The organism is Nocardia sp. CA-135953, from assembly GCF_050955735.1.
Lineage (GTDB): Bacteria > Actinomycetota > Actinomycetes > Mycobacteriales > Mycobacteriaceae > Nocardia.
The window spans coordinates 6,963,712-6,988,778 of the sequence record NZ_CP192082.1; the positions used below are offsets into that span (position 1 = coordinate 6,963,712).

Here is a 25,067-nt window from a genome sequence, read left to right on the forward strand (position 1 = left end):
GCCGACGAGCGTAGCGCCTGCTCGATACCGCTGCTCAGCCGCCGCATGGTGACGAACTGCCGCCGCGTTGTCGATGGCTCGGTTGCCTTGTCCCGGAACCGATCTCAGCGATTTCCGTCCGCGGTTTCGGTTGCCTGCACGAGTCTGTCGGACATGGCGCTGGTGATGAACTTGGGGATCGCGGGGGCGAATACTTTGAGATAGGAGTCCACCCATTCATGGCGGGAGCTGAGGAATGGGAAGTCGGTGGCGGCCATATGGCGAATGGCGAGCATGGGCAGGGGCGCGTCGAGTGCGGGGAAGGCCGGGTTGCGCAGCCCCGGGACAGTGCAGCCCGGATAGAACTGGCCGAGCATCAGACCCTTTGCGACGAACCGAGACTTCTGGTCGTGTTGCACCGCGTCGATGTCTGCGTAGTGGGTGAGGTCCGGGAACACCGCGAGTACGGCCTTGAACTTGCAATCGGGTTCGTCCGAGGGTGGCAGGGCGGGGAACATGTCGTACAGATCGTCGATGATCGCGGTCAGGCGCTGGGCGTCGACGGAAGTACCCGCGAAGAATGCGGCCCAGAGCGACTGGTTCGCGATGGCGTGGCTGGTGTAAGGACAGACCGGACCGGATCGGCCGAGATCAGGGTGCGGCCGACACAGGTATTCGCGCGTCCACCTACGCAACTCGCCGGCACGGGGGTGCGGGTCGATATGCGTCGCTGGATCGGGATCGAATAGGTTGACCGGCTCGATGCCGGAACGCGTCCCGACGATTCGGTGCGGGTTCATGATCGGCTTGTCCTTGCGGAGGTGGCGGGTTCCATCGGGGTGGTCCGGGCCGAGCGGAAATGCTCGGCGAGGACGAGTCCGATCGCACGCAGCGACTCGGGTTCGATCATCCGCTCGTGCCGGACCGGAATGTGATGGTCGGTGATCCGGCCATCGATCAGGTTGTGCCATGCGAGGGCCGGCGAGGGGCCGTCGTCTGTGTGGGCGCCGGCGCTGAAGTAGATCAAGTCGCCGTCGAAGGAAGTCGGCCGGTGGTTCCAGGTGAGGTCGACGAGCCGGGTGTAGTCGTCGTGCAGGATCACAAGGTGCTCGGGGGTCACGGCGGTGAAGAGTCCGCCTTGCCGGTGGAGCAGTTCGGCCGCGGCCGCCGGAGTGAGATCGGCCGTGCCCGTTGGCACATCGAGTCCGGCGAACTCGGCGAGCAGCTGCCCGATGGAAGGAGTGGGCACGCGGACGGTGTCGGCGGTGACGACGCGGGTGTCCATCATGGCCAGGGTGGCGACGGACGCACCGTCGCTGCGGAGTTGGACCGCGATCGCGTGTGCGATGGTGCCGCCGAGCGAGTAGCCGAGCAGGTGGTACGGCCCGTGCGGCTGAACGGCCCGGATCTCCTGGACATAGCGGGCGGCGAGTTGGTCGAGCGTCTCGAACGCCGCGGTGGCATCGCTGAATGCCGGGGATTGCACCCCGTACACGGGGCGGTCGGAATCGAGATGCTGCACGAGTCCGCTGAAACCCCAAGCCAATCCGATGGCGGGGTGCACGCAGAACAGCGGCGGCTCGTTTCCGGCGGCGCGCAGCGGGAGCAGGACGGACAGCGCATCGCCGGGGTCCTGTTCGTCGAGCCCGTGCCGGCGCATGTCGATGCGGCGGGCCAGCGACTCGGGCGTCGGATCGGTGAAGATCCACTGAACCGGCACGTCGACAACGGTCGACTCGGCGAGGCGCGCCACCAGTTCGGCCGCGGCAAGCGAGTTGCCGCCGAGGGTGAAGAAGCCGTCGTCGAGGCCGACCCGCTCGACGCCGAGGGTTCGGGTGAACGCGTCACAAACGGCGGCCTCGAGTGCGGTGGACGGCGGCCGGAACCGGGCGGGTCGCCGATCGGGTGTGGGTAGGGCCTGGTAATCGACTTTGCCGGTAGGGGTGAGGGGTATCCGGTCGACCGTGTCGATAGCCGTGGGGATCATGTACGTGGACAGCCGTTTTGCGAGGTAGGCGGTCACTGCGGCGGTATCGGGCGTGCTGCCGGGAGCGGGCACCACGTAGCCGACGAGTTGAGTGCTGCCGTTGGGGCCGGTGTGCACCGTGACGGCGGCATGGTCGATGTCGGGGTGTGCGCGGAGCGCGGCTTCGATATCACCGGGTTCGATGCGGTGGCCGTTGATCTTGAGCTGCAGGTCGCTGCGACCTGAGAATCGCAGTGTTCGATCGGTGGTCCAGCTGACCAGGTCGCCGGTCCGATACATACGTGTCCCCTCCGGCCCGTACGGGTCGGGGACGAACCGGGCTGCTGTGGTCGCGGGTTGGCGGTGGTAGCCGCGGGCGAGGCCCGGTCCGGACACGTACAGTTCGCCGACCACGCCGGCCGGGACGGGACGCAATCTGCGGTCGAGTACGACGGCGGTGAATCCGAGCACCGGCCCGCCGATCGTCATCGGGCCACCCTTGGTCGTGGTCAAAGGCGCATGGCCGCAGCTGACGATTGTGGTTTCGGTAGCGCCGTAGGCGTTGAGCACGGTTCGGCCCGGCGTCCACTGTGCTGCCAGATCGGGTGGACATGTCTCGCCGCCCAGGATCAGCGTGTCGAGGGTGTCGACTTCGTCGGCGTGCAGTGATGCGAGCACGGTGGGAGTGATGGCGGCATGGGTCACCCGTTCGGCATTGATCAACTCGGCCAGTGCGGCACCGGCGACTACCGATGCGGGGGCCACGACCAGAGTCGCACCGGCGGCGGTCGAACTGAACCATTCGAGGATCGAGACGTCGAAGGTCGGTGAAGCGGCGGCCAGCATCCGAGAGGCCGGGGTGAGGCCGAACCGCTCCCGAATTTCGGCCGCCAGGTTCGCGATCCCGGTATGGGTGACCACCACTCCTTTGGGGGTTCCGGTGGAGCCCGAGGTGTAGATCAGGTAGGCCGGATGCTCCGGCCGTAGCGGGGTCGCGCGCTCGGCGTCCTCGATCGCCGTCGGATCCGTCTCCGCCGTCATCGCGACGAAGGCGGGATCGTCGAGGGCGAGCCATTCGAGTGTGTCCGGTAACTGGTCTCGGTAGGTGTCGAGGGTCAGCCCGACTGCGGCACCGGAATCGGTGAGAATGCGCATGATCCGGTCGCGCGGATGAGTGGGATCGATCTGGACGAACGCGCCGCCGGACTTGGCGACCGCCCACACGGCGATGACAGCGTCGATGCCGCGCGGAAGCGTCACGGCAACCATCGCCTCCGGACCGATTCCCATTTCGATCAACACGCGCGCCCAGCGGTTGGAGGTTTCGTCGAGTTCGCGATACGACATCCGCACGCCGTCGCAGACCAGCGCTTCCGTGCCGGGCGTCATCGCGACCGCATCCGATAACACCTGCGGCAATAGCGACGCCACCGGCCCGGGTCGACCGCGGACGGGCACCAGCTCGGTCTGCTCCACGGGCGAGAGCAGCTGTAGTTCGGTGAGCGGGAGATCGATATGCGCGGCGACGGTGTCGAGCACGCGCAGCACCCGGTCTGCGAAGGCGTCGATCTGCTGTCGAGTGAACAGATCAGGCAGGTATTCGAAGGTCAGGTGCAGCCGGGTGTCGTGGTGCACGACCAAGCCGAGCGGATAGTGCGCGGCGTCTCGTCCGTCGACGCCGCGGACGTGCATTCCGGCGATGTCGATGTCTTCGGACAGCCCCGCCCGGTCCACTGGGTAGGACTCGAAGACGGTCACGGTGTCGAACATCGCGCGGGCACCGGCCACCTGCTGGATGCGGGCGAGTCCGAGATGGTGATGGTCGAGCAACGCGGTTTGTTCGGTTTGGATTCGCCGCAGTAGCTGGGCGAGGCTTTCGCGGTGGTCGAGCCGGACCCGTACGGGCACGGTGTTGACGAACAGTCCGATCATCGATTCGATGCCGGGCAACTGTGGCGGACGCCCGGAGACGGTGGTGCCGAAGACCACGTCGTCGCGGGCGGTCGCGTTGGCGAGCACGAGCGCCCAGGCCGCTTGGACGACAGTGTTGAGGGTCGTCTCATATCGGTGGGCCACCTCGACCAGCGCCGCGGTGTGGTCCTGGCTCAGCCGCACCCGCACTTCGCGCCCCGCGGCGGTGGTGCGGCGACCGCGGTCCTCGGGGGCCAGCAGAGTCGGCTCCGCGACGCCCTCGAGTGCCTGCGCCCAGGCGGTTTCCGCACCGGTCCGGTCCAGGCTGTGCAGCCACATCAGGTAATCGCGGTAGGGACGCACCGGAGGCAGTGCCGCGGCGTCGCCGTCGCCTGCGTAGAGGATCAGCAGCTCCCGGATCAGCAGTGGCGTGGACCAGCCGTCGATCAGGATGTGATGCATGCTCAACACCAGCCGGTACTGCTCGGGGGCGATCCTGATCAGTGTCAGTCGTAGCAGCGGCGCCTCGGTCACGTCGAAATGACGGTCGCCGGCCATGACCTGCTCGAGGGCGGCCGCGGTGTCGTCGTGCTCGGCCAGGTCGACCTCGGCGAACGGCACGTCGACATGCCGGTACACCACCTGAACCGGTTCGCGGGCGCCGTCACGCACAAATACGGTCCGCAGGTTCGGGTGCCGTCCGAGCAGAGCCTGCGCGGCACGGCGCATCCGGTCCGCGTCGACGCGCCCGGCGAGTTCGATACGGAGTTGCACGATGTAGGCGTCGAGTGCGCCGTCGGCGAGCTGGGCATGGAACAGCAGTCCCGCCTGCAACGGCGTGAGCGGCCAGATGTCGTCCAGAGCCGGGTGTCGAGTCTCCAAACGGTCGATCGCGGCCTGGTCGAGATCGACTAGGCCGACATCAGAGGGGGTCAGCCCGCCGACACCGGGTCGGGACGTGTGGACAGCCAGAGCCGTCACAGCCTCGCGCCACAGTTCGGCGAGGTCGGTGACTTCGACACGAGTGAGCACGCCGGACGGGTAGTCCCAGGCGGCGGTCAAGGCGGGGCCGTCCGAGGCATCCGTGGTGACCGCGTTGATGCCGAGCACCGCCGCCGCTGCCGCGTCGGGATTCTGATTGCCGCCGCCGGCGTCGCCATCGGCGGGCAGCCATCCGCTGTCGCGCAATGCCTCGGGAACGGTGTCCAGACGACCGAGATAGTTGAAGCTCACCTGTGGGGTCGGCAGCGCACGCAGGATGGGGGCGGTGTCGGCGTCGAGGTAGCGCAGCAGCCCGTAGCCGATCCCACGGTCGGGGACCTCGCGCAGTTGTTCCTTGACCGATTTGATGACCGCCGCCGCGGCAGCACCCGCGGCGAATGCGTCGTCGATATCGATGCCGGACAGGTCGAGGCGCACCGGGTAAGCGGTGGTGAACCATCCGACCGTGCGGGTGAGGTCGGCGCCGGGTAGCACCGTGTCGTGGCGGCCGTGGCTTTCGAGTGTGAGCAGCGTTTCGGTCACGTTGTCGCCGTGACGCTGCCGCCATCGAGTCAGTGCCAGTGCGAGCCCGGCGATGAGTGCGTCGTCCACATTGCCGCGGAACGCCTGGGGCAGGGTGGTGAGCACAGCGCGGGTCACCGAGGTCGGCAGCGTCACCTCGACGGTCGCGACGGTGGCCTGCACGTCGAGCTCGGGGTCGATCGGGCGAGCGCCGATCGGCGGATCGGCGGCACCGAGCGTGGATCGCCACCAGTCGAGTTCATCGCGGCTCCCGGCGGCGGCCTCGAGCCCGTGCGCCCAGCGTCGCATCGAGGTGCCGACGGGCGCGAGCCGCGGCCGTTGCCCGGCACCGAGCTGGGCCCAGGCCGTGGCGAGGTCGGGAATCAGGATCCGCCACGACACCGCATCGACGGCCAAGTGGTGTGCGACAACCAGCAGCCGTCCCGGCCGTTGCGCCCAGTCGAACCAGACCAACTGCAGCATGAGGCCCGCGGCGGGGTCGAGTCGTTCGGCGGCGGCGTGCGCCTCGGCGTCGGCGATCGCGGCGAAGGCGGTGCTGTCCGGTGCCGCTGTCACCGGCACGCGCCGGATCAGCCCGGCGATCGTCGCGGCCGGCCGCACCTGCAATGCCCACCCGGACGGGTGCGTGGGCTCCGGCTGCAATCGGGCCCGCAGCATGTCGTGCTGATCGATCACCGCTTGCACGGTGGCCTCGATACCGTCGACGTCGATACCGCTCGGCAGCGTGAGCATCACCCACTGGCAAAAATGGTCGAATCCGCCGCGTTCGAACATCCAGCACATGATCGGCGTCAGCGGTACCTGGCCGACCCCGCCGCCGGGGAGCTCAGCCGGAAGAGCAGCCGCCGCGGCGCTGTCCCGGACTGCGACCTGGGCCAGTCCCGCGACCGTCTTCCGCTCGAATACCTCCCGCGTGGAGAGCACCACACCGGCTGCCCTGGCTCGCGTCACCAACTGGATCGACATAATGCTGTCGCCGCCCATGGCGAAGAACGAATCATCGACTCCGACCCTGTCGACGCCCAATACTTCGGCGAAGAGTCCGGCCAGCGTCCTTTCCACCTCGGTGACCGGCGCCCGGAATTCGGCCCGGCCCATGGTGAAGTCCGGCTCGGGTAGCGCGGCGCGGTCGAGCTTGCCGCTCGCTGTCACCGGCAAGGTGTCGAGCACAACCACGGTCGCGGGCACCATGTGCGGGGCCAGTCGCTGTTCGGCGAACGCGCGGACCTCGGACGGGTCCGGCTCGACGCCGGGCTCGGGCACCACGTACCCGACCAACCGGTCACCGGCGGCGCCCCGGTGGACGGTCGCGGCCGCTCGCGCCACACCGGCACAGGCCAGCAGGCCCGATTCGACCTCGCCGAGTTCGATGCGGAAACCACGCAGCTTGACCTGGAAGTCGGCGCGGCCCACATAGTCGAGTGTCAGATTCCCCTCCGGTAGCCGCAGCCACCGAACCAGGTCACCGGTGCGATACATACGCCGGCCCTGCTCCGCGAATGGATCGGCGACGAAGCGTGCGGCCGTCAGCCCCATTCGGTTGCGGTAACCACGAGCCAGGGCCGGACCCGTGAGATACAGCTCGCCGACGATTCCGACGGGCACCGGCCGCAACCAGGCGTCGAGCACGACGTGCCCGACCCCGCGGATCGGTCCGCCGACCGTCACCGGCTCACCTGCCACCAGCGGTGCACTGGCGTCGGTCTGGATCGTCGCCTCTGCCGGACCGTAGGTGTTGAAAAACCTCCGGCCCGGCGCCCACCGTGATACGAGATCGGGCGCGGGCGCTTCGCCACCGACCATGACCGTCTCGAGGTTCTCCAACCCGGCCGGGTCGAGTGTCGCCAAGGCGGTAGGCGTCAGTGCGGCATGGGTAACCCGCTCGCTCGACAGGATCCGCGCCAGCTCGTTCCCGCCGTAGACAGTCGGCGGCGCGATCACCAGCCGCCCACCGGATGTGAACGCCCAGAGCAGTTCCAGGACGGCCGCGTCGAAACTCGGCGACGCGACATGCAGCACTCGCGCGCCGGGCTCGATATCGAACCGGGAGCACAGCTCGGCCACCAGGTCTGCCAACCCCTGGTGCGACACCACCACGCCTTTGGGCACACCCGTCGAACCGGAGGTATAGATCAGGTACGCCGCATTATCGAGCCGGATCGGCGCTGTTCGCTCCGCATCGGTCACCGGCGCCGCCGATGCCGCCGACGCCTCGGCTTCGACCGCCGCCTCGTCGAGGACCAGCCACGGCACGGATCCGGGCAATCGAGACCGCCACTGTGACAACGTGATTCCCACCGCCGCACCGGAATCGGTGAGCATGTGCTCGATCCGGCCGGTCGGATACTGCGGATCTATCGGCACGAATGCCGCCCCCGACTTCGCCACCGCCCATACCGCAAGCACCGACTCGACCGATCGCGGCAGCCCCACCGCCACATCGGCCTCCGGTCCCACACCCCTATCGATCAACAACCGTGCCAACCGATTCGACTGCGCATCGAGCTCGCCGTAGGTCCACCGACGATCCTCGTACACCACCGCGACCGCGCCCGGATCCCGCTGCACCATCGCCGCCAACAGCTCCGGCAGCATGCGCCCCGGCGCCGCCGGGGAGCCCGACACCGGCGTCAACTCCCGGTCTTCCGAGGGGGAAAGCAGATTCAGCCGGGCCAGCGGCAGATCCGGATCGGTCGCGACGACACCGAGCACACGCAGGATGCGCTGCAGGGCCGCGGTCATCGTGTCGTGGTCGAAGAGTTCGGGCAGGTACTTGATCTTCAGGTGCAGTCGGGAGTCGATTCGCGCGACCACTCCCAGCGGATAGTGCGCGCCGTCCGTGCCCGTGACATCGACTACTCGCATGCCGGCGATATCGGTCTGCGCCGTCAGCCCGAAACGGTCGATCGGGAACGATTCGAACACCGTCATCGTGTCGAACACTGCCCCCGACCCGGCCACCCGCTCGATTTCGGTGAGGCCGACGAACTGGTGCTCGAGCAGGTCCGCCTGTTCGGTCTGGATTCGGTCGAGCAGTTGTCCCAGGCTCTGGGCGGCGTCGAGACGGACGCGCACCGGCACCGTGTTGATGAACAGTCCGATCATCGTTTCGATGCCCGCGATCCGCGGGGACCGTCCGGACACCACGGCACCGAACGTCACATCGTCCCGAGAAGTCAACGTGCCCAACACGATTGCCCATGCCAGCTGGATGACGGTGTTGAAGGTGATGCCACGGGACCTGGCCAGATTCGTCAGCGCCGTTGTCTGCTGCTCGGTCAATTCGCCGAGCACATCGCGTGATTCGGTGTAACGGCGGCCGGGATCGGCCTGTGCTACCAGGGTCGGTTCCTCGGCGCCGTCGAACGCGCCGGCCCATGCGTCGAGAGCCGCAGCCGAGTCCTGCCGGGCGATCCAGGCCAGGAAGTCCCGGTACGGACGGACTTCGGGCAGCACGGTGGCGTCGCCGTCGGTGGCGTAGAGCACCAGCAAGTCCCTCAGGAGCAGCGGCGTCGACCAGCCGTCGAGCAGCAGGTGATGATTGGTCAGTACCAGCCGATAGTGCTGCGGCCCGGTGGTGACCAGCATCCAGCGCAGCAGCGGGGCACGAGCCGGATCGAACCTGGTTGCCCGGTCCGCGGCCAGCAGCAGCTCCCACTCGCGATCGCGGGCACTGTCATCGAGGCCGGACAGGTCGAGCTCCGACCAGGCAGCCTCGACATCTTCCTGGACCACCTGCACCGGACCGACATCGGTGTCGAAGGCGGTGCGCAGATTCGAATGTCGGTCAAGTAGCACTTGTCCGGCTCTGCGTAGCCGCTCCGGATCGACCCGGCCGCGCAACTCGACGACCAGTTGGGTCAGGTAGGCGTCCACCGACTGCTCGGACACCAACGCGTGGAACAGCAGTCCCTCCTGCAACGGCGTCAACGGCCAAACGTCGCTCAGCGTCGGGTACCTGTGCTCGAGTCGCTCGATTTCGGCCTGCCCGAGCCGGACCAGATCCAGATCCGATGGTGTCCGTCCGCCGCTGCCGGCCTGGTGGGCGTGGCTCGCCAGCGCGGTCAGTGCCCGGCGCCAGGACTCCGCCGCCGCACGCACCTCCTCGGCGGTGAGTACCTCGGCGGGATAGGACCAGATGGCCCGCAACTGCGGGCCTTGTCCGTTGTCCCGGGCGCGGACATTGATGTCGAGTACGGCCGAAACCGGCATATCCGGATGCTGCGCATCGGTGAACTCCCCGCCGTCCACCGGCCGCCATCCGACCGTCGGTTCTCCTTCGGGAACCCACTGGGAGACCGGGCCGAGGTAGTTGAATGCGATCTGCGGCGTCGGCAGCGTGCCGGTGTCGTCGTCGAGATACCGCAGTAAGCCGTAACCGATTCCGTGGTCCGGGACGGCGAGCAGCTGTTCCTTGACGGACTTGACGGCTGCGCCCATGGCAGGCCCGCCCGCGCATGCGTCGTCGATATCGATGCCCGACAGATCCAGACGCACCGGAAAACTCGTGGTGAAGCAGCCGACCGTCCGGGTCAGGTCCGCGCCAGGAACGACGCTTTCCTCCCGACCGTGCCCTTCGAGACCGATCACCACATCCGTCAGCTCCGGGGCCGCGGGCTCCCGTTCGCGCCGCCACTTCGTCAGCGCAACCGCCAGAGCGGCCAGTAGCCCGTCGCCCACCTCGCCGTGGAATGCCACGGGCACGTCGTTCAACAGCGACTCGGTCACCTCGGGGGAGAGCTCGACCTCGAGCGTCCGAGCAGTTGCGGCCACGTCGATCGCGGGGTCGAGGGCCCGCGACCCGATCATCGGGTCCTGCCCGTCCGCCATCGCTCGCCACAGTTCGAGTTCGGCTACCCGCTCCGGCCGTCGGGCCGCCTCGACCAGTCCATAGGCCCACCTGCGCATCGAGGTCCCGACCGGGGCCGGCTCGGTTGGCTCGCCGGACTCGATCCGCGCCCACGCGACCGCCAGGTCCGACACCAGCACCTGCCAGGAAACCCGATCGATCACCGACTGATGCACCAGCACCAGCGCTCTGCCCGGTTCGGCCGGATTCGCCGGATCGAACCAGACCACCTGCAGCACGATCCCGGCGTCCGGATCGAGCCGGGCCGCAGCGGAAGTCAGCTCCGCCGCAGCCGACGTACGGAACTCGGCACTTGTCGGCATCGGCACGCGGTGGATGGCATCGGCGGCGCGAATCATGCCGACCGGCAGCACATCCCACGCCCGGCGGCCATCGCCGTCCGAGCGCAGCCGCGCGCGCAGCATGTCGTGCCGGTCGAGGACCGCCTGCACCGTTTGCGCCATCCGCTCCAGGTCGATTCCGATCGGCAGATTCAGCATCATCGCCTGCGAGTAGCGGGCGAACTTCGGACCGGACCGTGCGAGCAGCCTGCGCATCATCGGCGTCAGCGGTACCGGGCCGACGCCGCCGCCGCGCAGTTCAGTCAACTGGGAGGCTGCGGTGCTGTCGTGGGCTGCGACCTGGACCAGTCCAGCGACCGTTTTCCGCTCGAACACGTCGCGTGCGGAGAACGTCGCGCCGGCCGACCTGGCTCGGGCCACCAACTGGATCGCCATGATGCTGTCGCCGCCCAGCGCGAAGAACGAGTCGTCGAGACCGACCGTTTCGGTGCCGAGTATGTCGGCGAAGGCTCCGGCGATGACGTGTTCGGTTGGTGTCTGTGGTGCTCGGAAGGGTTTGCGGTCGGCGAAAACCGGCTTCGGCAACGCCCTTCGGTCCAGCTTGCCCGCCGGGGTCAGTGGGATGCGGTCCAGGACCATGATCGAGGACGGCACCATATAGGACGGCAACCGGTCGGCCAGGTATTCGGTCAGGGTCGTGGTGTCGATGGTGTGGCCCGGTGCGGCCACCACATACGCGACGAGTCTTTGGGTTCCGGCGTCGTTGCGGTGGCCGATGGTCGCCGCGTAGGCGACGGTTTCGTGGACGGCGAGCGCGGTATCGATCTCGCCGAGTTCGATACGCAGGCCACGGATCTTCACCTGGAAATCCGAACGACCGAGGTGCTGGATCGCTCCGTCGCCGGTCCAGCGCACAACATCACCCGTGCGGTACATACGTCGACCGGATGCCCATGGGCACGCGATGAAGCGGCCGGCCGTGGTGGCTGCCCGCCGGTGATATCCGCGGGCGAGCAGATCACCCGCGATATACAACTCACCGGCCACACCGACCGGAACCGGTTGCAACCGCTGGTCGAGAACCCAGACCGAAGCCCCACGGACCGGAGCACCGATCGTGACCACCTCTCCGGCCGTCAAAGGGCTCCGCGTCGCGGTGACGGTGGTTTCGGTCGGGCCGTAGTCGTTGATCAGCTTCCGGTCGACGCCCCAGTGTTCGACCAACTGACTGCCGTGGTCTTCGCCGCCGACGATCAGATATTCCAAATCCGGTAGTGGCCAACGGGTGTGGTCGACGGTGGACAGTGCCGAAGGTGAGATCAGAACGTGGCTGACCTGCTCGCGGTCGAGCAGCGCGGCGAGTTCATCACCGCCGTAGACATCCGACGGCGCGATGACCATCGCCGCCCCTTCGGACAATGGCAACAGTATCTCCAGTACCGACGCGTCGAAGCTCGGTGACGCCAGATGCAATGTCCGGGAGTCGGATTCGACGCACATTGCGGCTTCGAGCGCGATGGCGCAGTTGCCGAGCCCGCGGTGAGTAACCGCGACCCCCTTGGGTAGTCCGGTCGATCCGGAGGTGTAGATGACGTAGGCGATATCGTCGATCCGCAACGGACGAACCCGGTCGCCGTCGGTGATCGGACCGCTGTCGGCAGCGTCGAGGTTGTCGAACGTCAACCACTCGGTGTCGCCTGGCAATCGCGCGGGTAAGGACCCGGCCGTAATGCCGAGGGCCGCTTTCGAATCGGTCATCATGTGGGTGATGCGTTCGGCCGGATAAGTCGGATCGATCGGCAGGAACGCGGCTCCCGTTTTGGTCACCGCCCACACCGCGAGCACAGAGTCCACCGAACGTGGAATGCCGATCGCGACAACATCTTCCGGCCCGATACCGCGCTGGATGAGCTGCCGCGCCACCATGCTGGAACGTTGGTCCAATTGTCGATAACTCATCTGTTGTCCGTCGCACACGATCGCGGTGGCGTCGGGATCGAGCATGGCTGCCGCCGTCAGCAGGTCGGGCAACGTGGTGGGCGGAGCCGACGGGACACCGGAGCGAGTCAGCAGATCAGCTCGCTCGGCGGGTTCGAGAACGTCGATCGCCCCGACAGGCACCGTCGGATCGGCGGCGATCGACTCCAGAATCCGAATCCACCGATGGACCACAGAATCGATGGTCACGGCATCGAACAGGTCGGTGGCATAGGTGACCGCGACGCTCATATCGCCGCTGTCATGGCTTTCCGACAGGATGAATTGCAGGTCGAACCGGGATACCTGGTTGGGCAGTTCGACCATCGACAGCTCTAGATCGGGAAGTCGCAGTGTTACCGGTTCCAGATTCTGGAACGCCAGCAGCACCTGGAACAGCGGGTGTCGCGCTTGGGATCGCTGTACGACCAGTTTGTCCACGACCTGCTCGAACGGAACGTCGGCATGTTCGAAGGCGTCCAAGTCGGATTGTTTGATCCGGCCGAGCAGGTCGCTGAACGATTCATCGAGATCGATCTCGGTCCGCAGCACCAGGGTATTGACGAACATCCCGATCATGTCGTCGAGTGCGGCAATTCCGCGCCCGGCGATCGGTGTGCCGATCGGAATGTCGGTGCTGCCGCTCAACCGGGCGAGCAGCACCGCCAGCGTGCCGTGGATCGCCATGAACAACGACGAATTACGCTGCCGCGCAAACCGTTCCAATGCCCGCACCGAACCGGCGGACACCGAGTAGTCGATGGTGGCGCCACGATTCGACAGCACCACCGGCCGCGGCCGGTCGAACGGCAGACGAAGCTCCTCGGCAACACCGTCCAGCGCCTCGGTCCAGTATCGGATCTGTTCGGCGCACAGCGATTCCGGATCGTCGGGTGTGCCGAGGGTCGCTTGTTGCCACTGCGCGTAGTCCGCGTACTGGACCGGCAGCGGTGTCCAGGCCGGGGCTCTGCCGCTGATCCGCGCGGCATAAGCGGTTGTCACGTCGCGGGCCAGCGGCGCCATGGAGAAGCCGTCCGCGGCGATGTGGTGCACCACCACAGCCAATACGTATTCCGGTTCCTCGCCGCCGACAATGCGGAACAACCGGGCACGCACGGGCGCCTGGATGGTCACATCGAAGCCGTCGGCGACGAATTCGGTTAGCGTCCGGACCAACCGGCTCGGCACGACCGGCACCACGATCAGCTCGCGGTCGACGTTCTCGACGGGCTCGACCAGCTGAATCAGCGTTCCGTGGTGATCTGGATACCGCGTTCGCAACGACTCGTGCCTGCCCAGCACGTCGATAACCGCCGCGTGCATGGCATCGATGTTCAAGTCGCCACGCAACCGAATGACGATCGGCATGTTGTATGCGCCGGATGCGGTGTCGTACTGGTTGAAGAACCACATCCGTTGTTGGGCAGGCGCGAGCGGCACGAGATCGGGCCGCGGCCCGGCGACGAGCGGCGGGCGCCTGCGCCCGGTACCGGCATGCTGCTCGATGCGAGTGGCGAGTTCCGCGACCGTGGACGCCTCGAACAACAGTCGCACCGGAATCTCGGCATCCAATGTGGCCCCGAGTCGCGCCGCGACGCGGGTCGCGACCAAGCTGTCGCCGCCCAGGGCGAAGAACGAGTCGTCGAGACCGATCGTTTCGATGCCCAATACGTCGATGATTGCCTGGGCGATCGCGTGTTCAGTTGGTGTTCGTGGTGCTCGGAAGGGTTTGCGGTCGGCGAAAACCGGCTTCGGCAACACCCTTCGGTCCAGCTTGCCCGCCGGGGTCAGTGGGATGCGGTCCAGGACCATGATCGAGGACGGCACCATATAGGACGGCAACCGGTCGGCCAGGTATTCGGTCAGGGTCGTGGTGTCGATGGTGTGGCCCGGTGCGGCCACCACATACGCGACGAGTCTTTGGGTTCCGGCGTCGTTGCGGTGGCCGATGGTCGCCGCGTAGGCGACGGTTTCGTGGACGGCGAGCGCGGTATCGATTTCACCGAGTTCGATACGCAGGCCACGGATCTTCACCTGGAAATCCGAACGACCGAGATGCTGGATCGCTCCGTCACCGGTCCAGCGCACAACATCACCGGTACGGTACATACGCCGACCGGACATCCAGGGGCAGGCCACGAAACGGCCGGCCGTCACGTCTGCGCGCCGGTGATATCCGCGGGCGAGCAGATCACCCGCGATATACAACTCACCGGCCACACCGACCGGAACCGGTTGCAACCGCTGGTCGAGAACCCAGACCGAGGCCCCGCGGACCGGACCACCGATCGTGACGAGCTGTCCGGCCGCCAACGGCGAGATCAGTGTCGCGGCGATAGTGGTTTCGGTTGGACCGTACTCATTGAGCACGACGCGGTCGCGACCCCAGCGCTCGACCAGCTCGGTGCCGTAGTCCTCGCCGCCGACCATCAGATACTTCAGATCCGGTAGTGGCCAACGGTTGTGGTCGATCGTGGACAGTGCCGAAGGTGAGATGAGAACGTGGCTGACCTGCTCGCGGTCGAGCAGCGCGGCGAGTTCATCCCCACCGAAGACGTCCTTGGGTGCGATGACCATGGCCGCGCCGGCGGGCAAGGGCAGCAGCATCTCCAATACCGATACGTCGAAGCTCGGTGACGCCAGATGCAATGTCCGCGAGCCGGGTTCGACGCCCATCGCAGCCCGATGTTCTGCGGCGCAGTTGGCGAGTCCGCGGTGGGTGACCGCGACGCCCTTGGGTAGTCCGGTCGATCCGGAGGTGTAGATGACGTAGGCGATATCGTCGATCCGCAACGGACGAACCCGGTCGTCGTCGGTGACGGGCCGACTGTCTGTGGTCGGCTGGTCGTCGGAACCGCCGAGGTTGTTCGATATCAACCAGTCCGTGCTGTCGGGTAGCTGTGCGCGGACAGATGTCACGGTCAGACCGATCGCCGCTTGCGAATCGGTCATCATGTGGGTGATGCGTTCGGCCGGATAAGTCGGATCGATCGGCAGGAACGCGGCTCCCGATTTGGTCACCGCCCACACCGCGAGCACGGAGTCCACCGAACGTGGAATGCCGATCGCGACAACATCTTCCGGCCCGATACCGCGCTGGATGAGCTGCCGCGCCACCATGCTGGAACGTTGGTCCAATTGTCGATAACTCATGTGTTGTCCGTCGCACACGATCGCGGTGGCGTCGGGATCGAGCATGGCTGCCGCTGTCAGCAGGTCGGGCAACGTGGTGGGCGGAGCCGACGGTACACCGGAGCGGGTCAGCAGATCAGCTCGCTCGGCGGGTTCGAGAACGTCGATCGCCCCGACAGGCACCGTCGGGTCGGTGGCGATCGACTCCATAATCCGAATCCACCGATGGACCACAGAATCGATGGTCGCGGCGTCGAACAGGTCGGCGGCGTAGGTGACCGTTATCGCCGCCGCGCCGCTGTCCTGGTCGGCCGACATCAGAAAATGCAGGTCGAAGCGGGAGGTGTCGACTGGCAGTTCGGCCGAGGGGTCGGGATCCGGCTCCCCACTCGGCACCGCCAACATCACCTGGAACAACGGATGCCGGGTCCGCTGCGCGACGAGTTCATCCAGCACCTGCTCGAACGGAACATCGGCATGTTCGAAGGCGTCCAGATCGGCTTGTTCGACGCGGCCGAGCAGGTCGCTGCACGATTCGTCGAGATCGATCTCGGTTCGTAGCACCGGAATGTCGACGGACCCGTCGGCATCGTCGAGCGAGGCCACAGTGCGCCGGATCGGTGTGCCGATCGGAATGTCGGTGGTACCGCTCAGCCGGGCGAGCAGCACCGCCAACGCACCATGGATCGCGGTGAACAGTGACCAGTTGTGCCGCCGCACGCACCGTTCCATCGCGGGAACCAGGTCGGCCCGCAATGGGTACCGCGCCGTGGCGGCTCGATTCGACGGCATTGCCTGCCGCGGGCGATCGAACGGCAGGCGAAGCTCCTCGGGAAGGTCCGCGAGCGCGGCTCGCCAGAACGCCAGATTCTCGTGTCGACGCTTGATCACCCCGCCATCACGGATGCTGGCGGGGTGAATCCGCTCGAGCGCGGCGTCCGGATCGGCCGCGAACGCATCGAGGAACTCCCCGAATCTGGTGCAGTGTGCCGACAGTTCGGCGTCGGTATAGAGGTTGGGATTGGCGAGGAAGTGCAGGATCGTGCGCGGCGCATCCCCGGTTTGGTACAGGTCGATCAGCAAATCGTCGACCGGCCCCGAGCTGAGGATATGGAACTCCCCGCTCATCGATCCCAATCGGATCTCCTGGTGGAAGAACATGACATTCACTACCGGGCCCGCGAAACGTCGCTGTCCGCCGTGGTATCCGGCGGCGGCACGGATATCGGTGAGGCCGCACCGCTGGTGCCGCAATGCCCCGACCAGATCGGACTGCACCCGCCGCGTCGATGTCGCCGCGGTGTCGCCCGGAACCAGCGCGAGCGGAAGGGGTGCGACATTGACGAACATCCCGCCGGACCGCCGCAGTACGGCATTGGTCCGGCCCGAAACGGGGATGTTGACCATGACCGCGTCGCGGCCGGTCATCCGGGCCAGATAGCAGCCGAATGCGGCGATCACCACCGCAGCCGGGCTCGCGTTCAGCGCTTTCGCGGAATCGCCGATCCGCTGTACCGTCTCCGCCGAAAGTTCGGCGGTTGCGACCGTACTGTCCGCGCGAGCAAGTGCGTGCCCGGCGACCAGACTGGACTCATCCGGCGCATCGGCGAGTCTGTTCAGCCAGTATTCCTTGTCGTCGGCGAATCGCTTCGACTCCCGATAGCTGCTGTCGGCCTCGAAGAGCGTGCGTAGGTCCGCCGCCTGGTTCGGCTCCGGTGTCCGTCCCTGCACCGCCGCCGTGTACAGCGCGGCGATGCGGTTCACGATCAGCATTCCGGCGTAGCCGTCCATCGCGACGTGGTGGATTTTGAGGTACAGCAGGTAATGCTGGTCCCCGACCTGCACAATCGCCGATCCGAGCAACCGGTCTCGTGTCATGTCGAGCGGTCTGGTGTATTCCCGATGCATCCACTCCAAGCCGGCCGCAACAGGATCCGGTTCGCCGCGCACATCGATAAACGGCCCGGTCGTACGGAGGAGCGGGTCGAACAACTGGTACGGCTCGCCGTCCACCTCTACCAACCGCAGGTAGCCCGACTGGAACTCCTGGCCGGCTCGTATCGAGACTTCGCGCAGTAGCTCGACATCGAGATCGCCGCGCAACTCGATATATTGTGCCTCGCATATCGGCACATCCGGACTCAATTTCTGCGCCAGCCACAACCCACGCTGCCCAGCGGACAACGGTACCTGCGCTATTGCTGACACGTCCGGCTCGGTTACTCCGCTCAACCCCCGGTCGGGGTGAAGCTGTGGTCGCAGAACGGTCATTGAACTTTCCTCTAACCCCGACCACGGCCAGTCTAAGCCGAATCATTCGCCGATGTATACCCACATTCCGGAATCTGCACCGTGAAATTTTCACCCGATTCGAGGTGGCGACCTGCGAATCTCCTTCGACAGGCATGGCGCATCGGCAGGCGAAATGCAACATGTTGCAACATAGGGACCTTCGGCCCCGGATGCCATGACTGAATACCCTAAACCAGGTTGACGTACGCGGCGTATAAACCGACCGAATTGCAATGCAAGATGCAATTCTATATAAATTCAATTCTACTGTTAACACCCGACCGCAGCATTGCGATCTTCGCTTTTATCGAAATCGGCGAATAGATGTCGCAAAGATATCTCAGCACATCGATGCCGAACATCGATGCCGAACGCGGTGAGTTCGCCGTGCTGCGGATCGCGGCGAGGAGCCGCGCCGACCACCAACGGGTTCGCCACTGCCTGTCCGCATCAGAGCAGGTCAGCGATATCTACCTGGACTTTTACCGGCCGCCGGACGATTCTGCTACAGTCTCGGACGTACCCTTCGGGGTCTGCCGATGTAGTTCAATGGTAGAACTTCTGCTTCCCAAGCAGACAGCGCGGGTTCGATTCCCGTCATCGGCTCAACGAAACCCACACTCCCACAAGGGAATTCACCTACTCCACCGGCCTCGCAGAGGGTCACTGTACCCAATCCTGTACCCAACGCGCCTGTCGGAGAACCGGACTCGAATCGGACGAATCGCCGCAGGTCAGAGCATGCGGATGGGTTGCCAACCAAGCCGGCAGCCATCCCTGAACGGGAAGCCACCCAACACCGCACCGGTCAACTCCCACACCTTCACAAGGACGAATGGGCACGCGACCCTGACTACCTGATCGCCCGCATCCAGGACGCGATGACAACCGCCGCCGCTGCCGTTGCGGCAGAACGCGCTGAGGGCGACCGCGACTCGAAGCGCATCGCGGATGCGGTGGAACTCGAACTGCTCCACATCCACCTCGAGCGCTTCGAGAAGGAGCTGCGGTCCCACACGCGCGCTGCCGACGAAATGCTGGACGTACTCACCCAATCGCATCAGGGGACGCCCGATCCCGCGAGGTCTACCCATTCCCCGTGAAGGAATCCGAATAAGCATTCCCATTCACCCAATAGCCCGTACCCGCGGGAACCGATCAGCATGAGGGGCTGCCTGTTCGCATTGCTGATCGTCGCGATTCTGTGCGTCGGGGGCTGTGTCGCGATCATCGCGGAAGCGGGCAACAGCACCGCCTCATCGAAATGAGCGTTACCCGTACCTGGTCATCCGGCACCGTCGACCCACTGGCCAGTCGGCCGAACGCGCCACGAACCCAACGGGTCCGAGGCGCGTAAAGGCTGATCAAACCGCTATTTCGAGCGGCATTCGGTGAAGATCTTGGTGTTGGCCTCGCGGGCCTTGTCGGCATCGGACTGGCTCATGCCGAAGTTGTTGGCGTCGGCAGCCTTGGCGTCGTATTCGTCGCTGACCATCTTGCGCAGGCCCTCCTGCGAAATGCCCTGGTCCACATAGAGTTTGGCGGCGCAGTCGGCCAGGTTCTTGTCCTTGAGTCCCTTGTCCTGGAGCGACTTGGCGAGGTCCGCTTGGGTTACCGCGGGCTGGTCCGCGGCCTTATCGTTACCGCACGCCGCCAGTACCGGCAGCGCGACGAGCGCTGCGGCGATCAGGAAGGTCCGCACCTGATTCCTCTTCTCGATTCAGTCTGTATCTATGGCCACCGCGTGGCGCCGCAACGATAATGCCGTACGAAGCCCAGCGGTAGCCGAGCGATCGGCTTCCCATTCGGAAAGTGGTTAAAGATCCATGGCCGCGCGCAATGCGGTATCCAACCGATCCAGCGCATCCGCTTCCATCTCATCGATGGGCTCGGCCAGCCAGCCACGATAGATGCGACCGATATTCCCGGCATGCACCCAACCGTGCCGCTCGACAGGCACAGCCAGAATGTCCTGCGGATCCTCGTCGACGATCTCGGCGGCGATCAGCCACTGCCTCGCTGATTCATTGATGCCATCACTGCTGATGAGCACGACGGTACGGCGCCGCGGCGAACCGTGTGGGTGATAGAGCCACAGTTCACCCCTGCGCACGCATCGCCTCCTCGGCGGCGGCGAGTTCCACTTCGTCCGCCGCGGCCAGGGCGGTCACATCGGGTACCGGACCGACACCGGTCCGCACCGCCTCGCGACGCGCTGCCTTCGATATCCACGCCGATGGCGACATCCCCGCGCGGGCCGCCGCCTGTTCGGCGAAGGCCCAGGACGCCGCGTCCAGCGAAAGGGTGACCTTACGCGTTGCCATACCATTTATCGTACCGCCGTTTCCGCCGACTGCCAGCGGAAATCCGGTCCGGTCGTGGCCGGAAATCTCGGTCCGCCGACTGCGAATCGCTGTACGGTCACGGATATGACGACGTTGAACCACCACCGGGTGGGCGCGGGGGAACCGCTGGTCCTGGTGCACGGCGTAGGCAGCCGCTGGCAGGTGTGGGAGCCGATCATCGGCACCCTCGCCGAATCCTTCGACGTCGTCGCCGTCGATCTACCCGGCTTCGCGGGGTCCGCGCCGATCGAGCACACCACCGTCGACACCCTCACCGAAGCGCTCGCCGACTTCCTGCGCGAACAGGGCATCGAGCGCCCGCACCTGGCGGGCAATTCGATGGGCGGGCTCATCGGCCTGAACCTCGGCGCACGTGGTGCGGCCCGCTCGGTCACGGCCTTTTCGCCGATCGGATTCTGGGACACCCCCGGCCGCGTGTGGTGCCAACAGTCGCTCGGCAAATCCCGTCAACTCGCCCGGGTGCTGCGTAGGTGGCTGCCCGACGTGCTGGGCACCGCCGCAGGCCGCACCATATTTCTGACGTTGATCTTCGGCAAGCCGTGGGCGCTGGATCCACAAGTGGCCATCGACACCGCCGCCGACGCCGCCGACGCACCCGGCTTCGAGCCCGCCCTCGCCTCCTTCACCGATGCGCAATTGCACGAAATCGGTGCGCTGGCCGACATTCCCGTGACCATCGCCTGGGGCAACCGGGACATCCTGCTGACCTACGCCACGCAGAGCAGGAAGGCACGCGCCGTGCTGCCCAATGCTCGCCACGTCACGCTGCACGGCAGCGGCCACACCCCGTTCTTCGACGATCCGGCCGGCTGCGCGCAGGTCCTGCTCGACACCATCAGCCCGCATCCCTGACCACTCGCGTCAGCGTTGCCGGATCCGCTTCGCCGAGCAGGATGCGGACCACATTTCCCAGCGGTGCCGCAGGATTCGGTTCCGGTCCAGATCGCCGGGGAGCAGCACACGCATGGCGAGGCCGGTCGTGATCTCGATGGTGAATTAGATAATGGTCGGCACGCGCGGATCGTCCGCGAGCGTGGTGGTACCCGCCGACCAGACTCTCCACCGCGGCGTCCAGGAGTCGCGTGCGCATGCGCGAGCGCCGCCGCCTGCGTCTCCCGGACGCGTTCGGGCATCGGATCAGCGTCCCTGCCACTGGGGTTCGCGCTTCTGCGCGAAGGCCAGCGCCCCCTCGGCGGCATCCTTGGAGAACAGCGCGGGCAGCGCGATTTCGCCCTGCTTGGCAAACCCCTCCGCGACGGACCAATCCGGCGATTCGTCGATGATCCGCTTACTCGCCGCCACCGAAAGCGGTGCGGCCGCGACGATTTCAGCCGCCAGGGCCAAAGCGCCGTCGAGTGCCGCACCGGGTTCGGTGAGCCGATTGACCAGTCCGAGCTGGTAGAGCCGTTCGGCATCGATGCGACCACCGGTGAGCGCCAGCTCCGCGGCCATGGGACGCGGCAGCCGCTGGGTCAGCCGCAGTACGCCGCCGCCCGCGGCGACCAGACCGCGCTTGACCTCCGGAATTCCGAACTGGGCATTGTTCGCGGCGACAATGAGATCACCGGAGAGCGCGAGTTCGAACCCGCCGGCCAGCGCGAAACCCTCGACCGCCGAAATCATCGGCTTGGCAGGCGGTTTCGCGGCGATGCCGAGCGGGCCGCGCTTGGGGGTTATCGGCATCTCCCCCTTCGATGCCGCGACGAGATCCATTCCGGCACTGAAGGTCGCGCCCGCTCCGGTGAGCACGAGCACGCGCGCGGCATCGTCGGCCTCGAATTCGTCGACCGCCGCCTCGATGGCCTGCGCGGTGGCCAAATTGATGGCATTGCGGGCCTCCGGACGATTCACGGTCAACAGCGTTATCGCATCGCGCTTTTCGACCAGCACCAGATCAGTCATCGGACAGTCCTCTCGGTAAGAAACGTGAGCTTGTCGGCGGCGATCACATCGGCGTCCGCGCCGATCGGGTCGCCGTCGGTGAACGCCGCGACGGTTTCCGAATCGGACGCCCGAACCAGTATGCGGGCACCGGCCGGAGTCAATGCGGAGATCACCACGGCCTCGGGTTCGTCGGCGCGTTCGGGCGCGGGACCCTTGTGATAGGCGACGGTGTAGGCCTCGACGGTGGCCGGTCCGGTGTCGTCGGGCACCGTATCGCGCCGTGCCACAGGCACTTCCGGTTCGTCGGCATGGAGCAGTCGCGCGGGCGGGCGAGCGGAGTAGACGCCGATGGCGTGCTTGGTGATGTACCTGGCGAGCGCGCTCGCCAGGCCCGTACGCCGATGGATCATCGCGCAGACGAGGCGCGATCGAATGGGTCGGGTAGTTGTTGCCGGGGCCACCCGCCAAGGTGCGTCCGCCGGTGACCGACAGCGGCCGCGACGAATCGTCGATCGGCAGCCCCAGCGCCTCGGCCGCGACCGGGAACGCAATAGCCGATCCCCGGTGCCGCTGTCGGTGCCCGCGCGACGCAGCGATTCGGCGGCGAGTTCGACCGGTCCGGGCAGGCCGGGCTCGCCGCTGGGCAATGGCCCGCTAACTGACTCGCAGGTAAGATTCGGGAATGGCCTCGAATATCGCGCTGCGGTTCGTCGACGACCGCGCCTACGTCACGCTGGACCGGCCGGATAAGCACAATGGCCTGACCATCGAGATGCTGCGCGACCTCGTCACCGCCGCACATACCGTCGCAGATCACAAGGAAGTACGCGCGGTCATCCTGTCCGGCAATGGTCCTAGTTTCAGCAGTGGCCTCGATATCGCGGGGACGAGCCGCGATCCACTGGCCGTCGTCTGCGGCTTCATCCCGCTGCCCTGGCGCGGCACCAATACCTTCCAGGAAGCCTGCTGGGCTTGGCGTCGGCTCTCGGTGCCGGTGATCGCCGCGGTACACGGCCACTGCTACGGCGGTGGCTTGCAGATCGCGCTGGCCGCCGACGTCCGCTTCGCCGACGCCGACACGGAATTCTCGGTGATGGAGGCCAAGTACGGCCTGGTCCCGGATATGACCGGCGCGGTGACGCTGTCCCGGCTGATCGGTGTCGACAAGGCACTGCTGCTCACCATGACCGCCGATATCGTGGACGCCGCATACGCCGAGCGGATCGGCCTGGTCACCGAGGTGACCGCGGACCCGGTCGCGGCGGCGGAAAAGCTCGCCGATCGAATCGCCATCCGCTCGCCGCACGCCGTCGCAGGGGCAAAACAACTATTCGATCGCTCCTGGCATGCCTCGGCTCGCCGCACCTTCGCCATCGAACGAGCCACCCAGCTGCCATTGATCCTGCGACAGGCCATTTCTCGTCGTCGCTGATCACAATTCGGGTAGTACTGCGTACAACTATCCAGACGAATCACGCAAGCCACCAATTTCACCGGTTTCGCTGTTAGCATCGTGAACGATTTGCCAGCCAGCCGAATGTGACACACACGAGGTGGGGGGCCGCGTATCGTGCCACTTCGGCCAGAACCCGGAGGGCCTTGAGACTTGAACAAGACCGCGTCCGCCTTGCTCTCGGCATTGGCAGGAGCTTCGGCCTTGCTCCTCGCTGCGACTACCCCAGCCTCGGCAAACCCCAATGCGATCAATCCGATTCCGGTACTGAACGGCACCAGCGGACTCCCCAATCTGGTCGGCCGAAGCAGGGCGATATTCCAGGTGACCGGCATGGCCAGCCCGAATAACACCCAGGCCTATAACGTGCTCGGCACCGATCTGGGCATCATGTGGGACAACGGCGACGGCGAGATGCTGACCGCATTCGGCGATACCGCCGGACTCGGCCTGCCGAATCTGCTCGCGGGCAGCACATGGGCGTGGCGCAGCAATATTCTGGTGCGCAGCCACACCCACGATCCGTCCAATGGCATCTACTTCGACAGCGTCGTCCGCGATATCTTCGGCCAGGCGCGCGATCTGATTCCGAGCCCGAAGATTCCATTCATCGAGATCAGCCGTATCCCCACCGCGGGCATTTCGGTCGGCGGCGTTCAGTATATGAGCCTGATGTCGGTGCAGACCTGGGACGATGTCGGCCGGTGGACCACGAATTTCTCCGGACTCGCCGTCTCCGGCGATAACGGTGAGACCTGGGCCGAGCTACCCGAGACCAGACGCCCGAATGAGGGCGGTAACGTCAACTTCCAGATGAACGCGTTCGTCAAGAACGGCGGGTACGTCTACGAGTACGGCACCCAGTCCGGGCGCAACCGGGCGGCGTATATCGGGCGGGTCCGCGAAGGCGACATCAAGAATCTGGGCGAGTACGAGTACTGGGACGGCGAGCACTGGAGCAAGAAGGGCGATGTCGATGCCGCGGCGCCGATCATGGGGGGCGTCGGCGAGATGTCGGTGATGTACAACGAGTACCTCGGCCAGTTCATCTCACTCACCACCGATCCGTTCAACTCGGTGGTCATGCGACGGGCCGCCTCGCCGGTGGGTCCGTGGAGCGATCCAGAGGTTCTGATCGACACCCGCGAACTGCCGTCCGCATACGCTCCGTCGATCTTCCCCTACCAAACCGGACGCGACCTGTACTTCGTCACCACGGTTCACAGTCAGTACAACGTTTTACTGATGCATACCACCCTCTAGCCCCTCCGCAACGGCACCTGGCCGTGGCTGTGTGCCGTTGCTCGTGCCGACTTGACCTCAATGGCACTTCAGGTATGAAGCTGGGTCGCGTCGAGTAGTCGAGCTTCGGGAGAGACGATGGGCACCACCCTCACATCCAGTGAATCAGTTACCGGCACTTCGGATTTGC

The 25,067-nt window shown here is 66.0% G+C and carries 11 protein-coding genes and 1 tRNA gene; 4 read left to right on the forward strand and 8 right to left on the reverse strand.

The window, feature by feature from the left end:
• Positions 1–104: 104 nt before the first annotated feature.
• Positions 105–779 (reverse strand): DUF6875 domain-containing protein, encoded by a 675-nt coding sequence (locus ACQPXH_RS31690; RefSeq protein ID WP_433600078.1) that lies wholly within the window; start codon positions 777–779, stop codon positions 105–107.
• Positions 776–17,911 carry an amino acid adenylation domain-containing protein gene (locus ACQPXH_RS31695; protein WP_433600079.1) on the reverse strand — a complete coding sequence of 5,712 codons (17,136 nt, stop codon included), beginning with the start codon at positions 17,909–17,911 and terminating at the stop codon, positions 776–778. Before ACQPXH_RS31695 ends, ACQPXH_RS31690 begins: the two co-directional genes overlap by 4 nt.
• Positions 17,912–18,467: 556 nt before the next feature.
• On the opposite strand from ACQPXH_RS31695, the gene ACQPXH_RS31700 reads away from it, so the two are divergent.
• Positions 18,468–18,538: transfer RNA gene (locus ACQPXH_RS31700), tRNA-Gly, on the forward strand.
• Between the two features lie 128 nt (positions 18,539–18,666).
• Here the strand turns inward: ACQPXH_RS31700 and ACQPXH_RS31705 are convergent.
• The 4 genes from ACQPXH_RS31705 to ACQPXH_RS31720 form a co-directional block, all read right to left on the reverse strand.
• Positions 18,667–18,993 (reverse strand): hypothetical protein, encoded by a 327-nt coding sequence (locus tag ACQPXH_RS31705; RefSeq protein ID WP_433600080.1) that lies wholly within the window; start codon positions 18,991–18,993, stop codon positions 18,667–18,669.
• 311 nt (positions 18,994–19,304) lie between these two features.
• On the reverse strand, positions 19,305–19,634 hold the full coding sequence (locus ACQPXH_RS31710) for a hypothetical protein (protein WP_433600081.1): 330 nt from the start codon (positions 19,632–19,634) through the stop codon (positions 19,305–19,307).
• Positions 19,635–19,748: 114 nt separating this feature from the next.
• Positions 19,749–20,045, reverse strand: a complete 297-nt coding sequence (locus tag ACQPXH_RS31715) for a hypothetical protein (protein ID WP_433600082.1) — start codon at positions 20,043–20,045, stop codon at positions 19,749–19,751.
• Positions 20,032–20,256, reverse strand: coding sequence for a hypothetical protein (locus ACQPXH_RS31720; RefSeq protein ID WP_433600083.1), 225 nt, complete (start codon positions 20,254–20,256; stop codon positions 20,032–20,034). The genes ACQPXH_RS31715 and ACQPXH_RS31720 overlap by 14 nt, the downstream gene beginning before the upstream one ends.
• Positions 20,257–20,361: 105 nt before the next feature.
• Here ACQPXH_RS31720 and ACQPXH_RS31725 point away from each other — a divergent pair, with 105 nt between their 5' ends.
• A complete protein-coding gene (locus ACQPXH_RS31725) occupies positions 20,362–21,150 on the forward strand; it encodes an alpha/beta fold hydrolase (protein ID WP_433600084.1) in 789 nt (262 codons plus the stop codon).
• A 285-nt stretch (positions 21,151–21,435) separates the two neighbouring features.
• Here the strand turns inward: ACQPXH_RS31725 and ACQPXH_RS31730 are convergent, their stop codons facing one another.
• A complete protein-coding gene (locus tag ACQPXH_RS31730; RefSeq protein ID WP_433600085.1) occupies positions 21,436–22,200 on the reverse strand; it encodes a crotonase/enoyl-CoA hydratase family protein in 765 nt (254 codons plus the stop codon).
• Complete coding sequence (locus ACQPXH_RS31735) at positions 22,197–22,592, reverse strand: hypothetical protein (protein WP_433600086.1); 396 nt, start codon at positions 22,590–22,592, stop codon at positions 22,197–22,199. Before ACQPXH_RS31735 ends, ACQPXH_RS31730 begins: the two co-directional genes overlap by 4 nt.
• Before the next feature lie 272 nt (positions 22,593–22,864).
• Here ACQPXH_RS31735 and ACQPXH_RS31740 point away from each other — a divergent pair, with 272 nt between their 5' ends.
• The gene (locus ACQPXH_RS31740) at positions 22,865–23,614 is read left to right on the forward strand and encodes a crotonase/enoyl-CoA hydratase family protein (RefSeq protein WP_433600087.1); all 750 of its coding nucleotides are present in this window, start codon (positions 22,865–22,867) and stop codon (positions 23,612–23,614) included.
• Between the two features lie 174 nt (positions 23,615–23,788).
• On the forward strand, positions 23,789–24,898 hold the full coding sequence (locus ACQPXH_RS31745; RefSeq protein ID WP_433600088.1) for a DUF4185 domain-containing protein: 1,110 nt from the start codon (positions 23,789–23,791) through the stop codon (positions 24,896–24,898).
• Positions 24,899–25,067 lie beyond the last annotated feature (169 nt).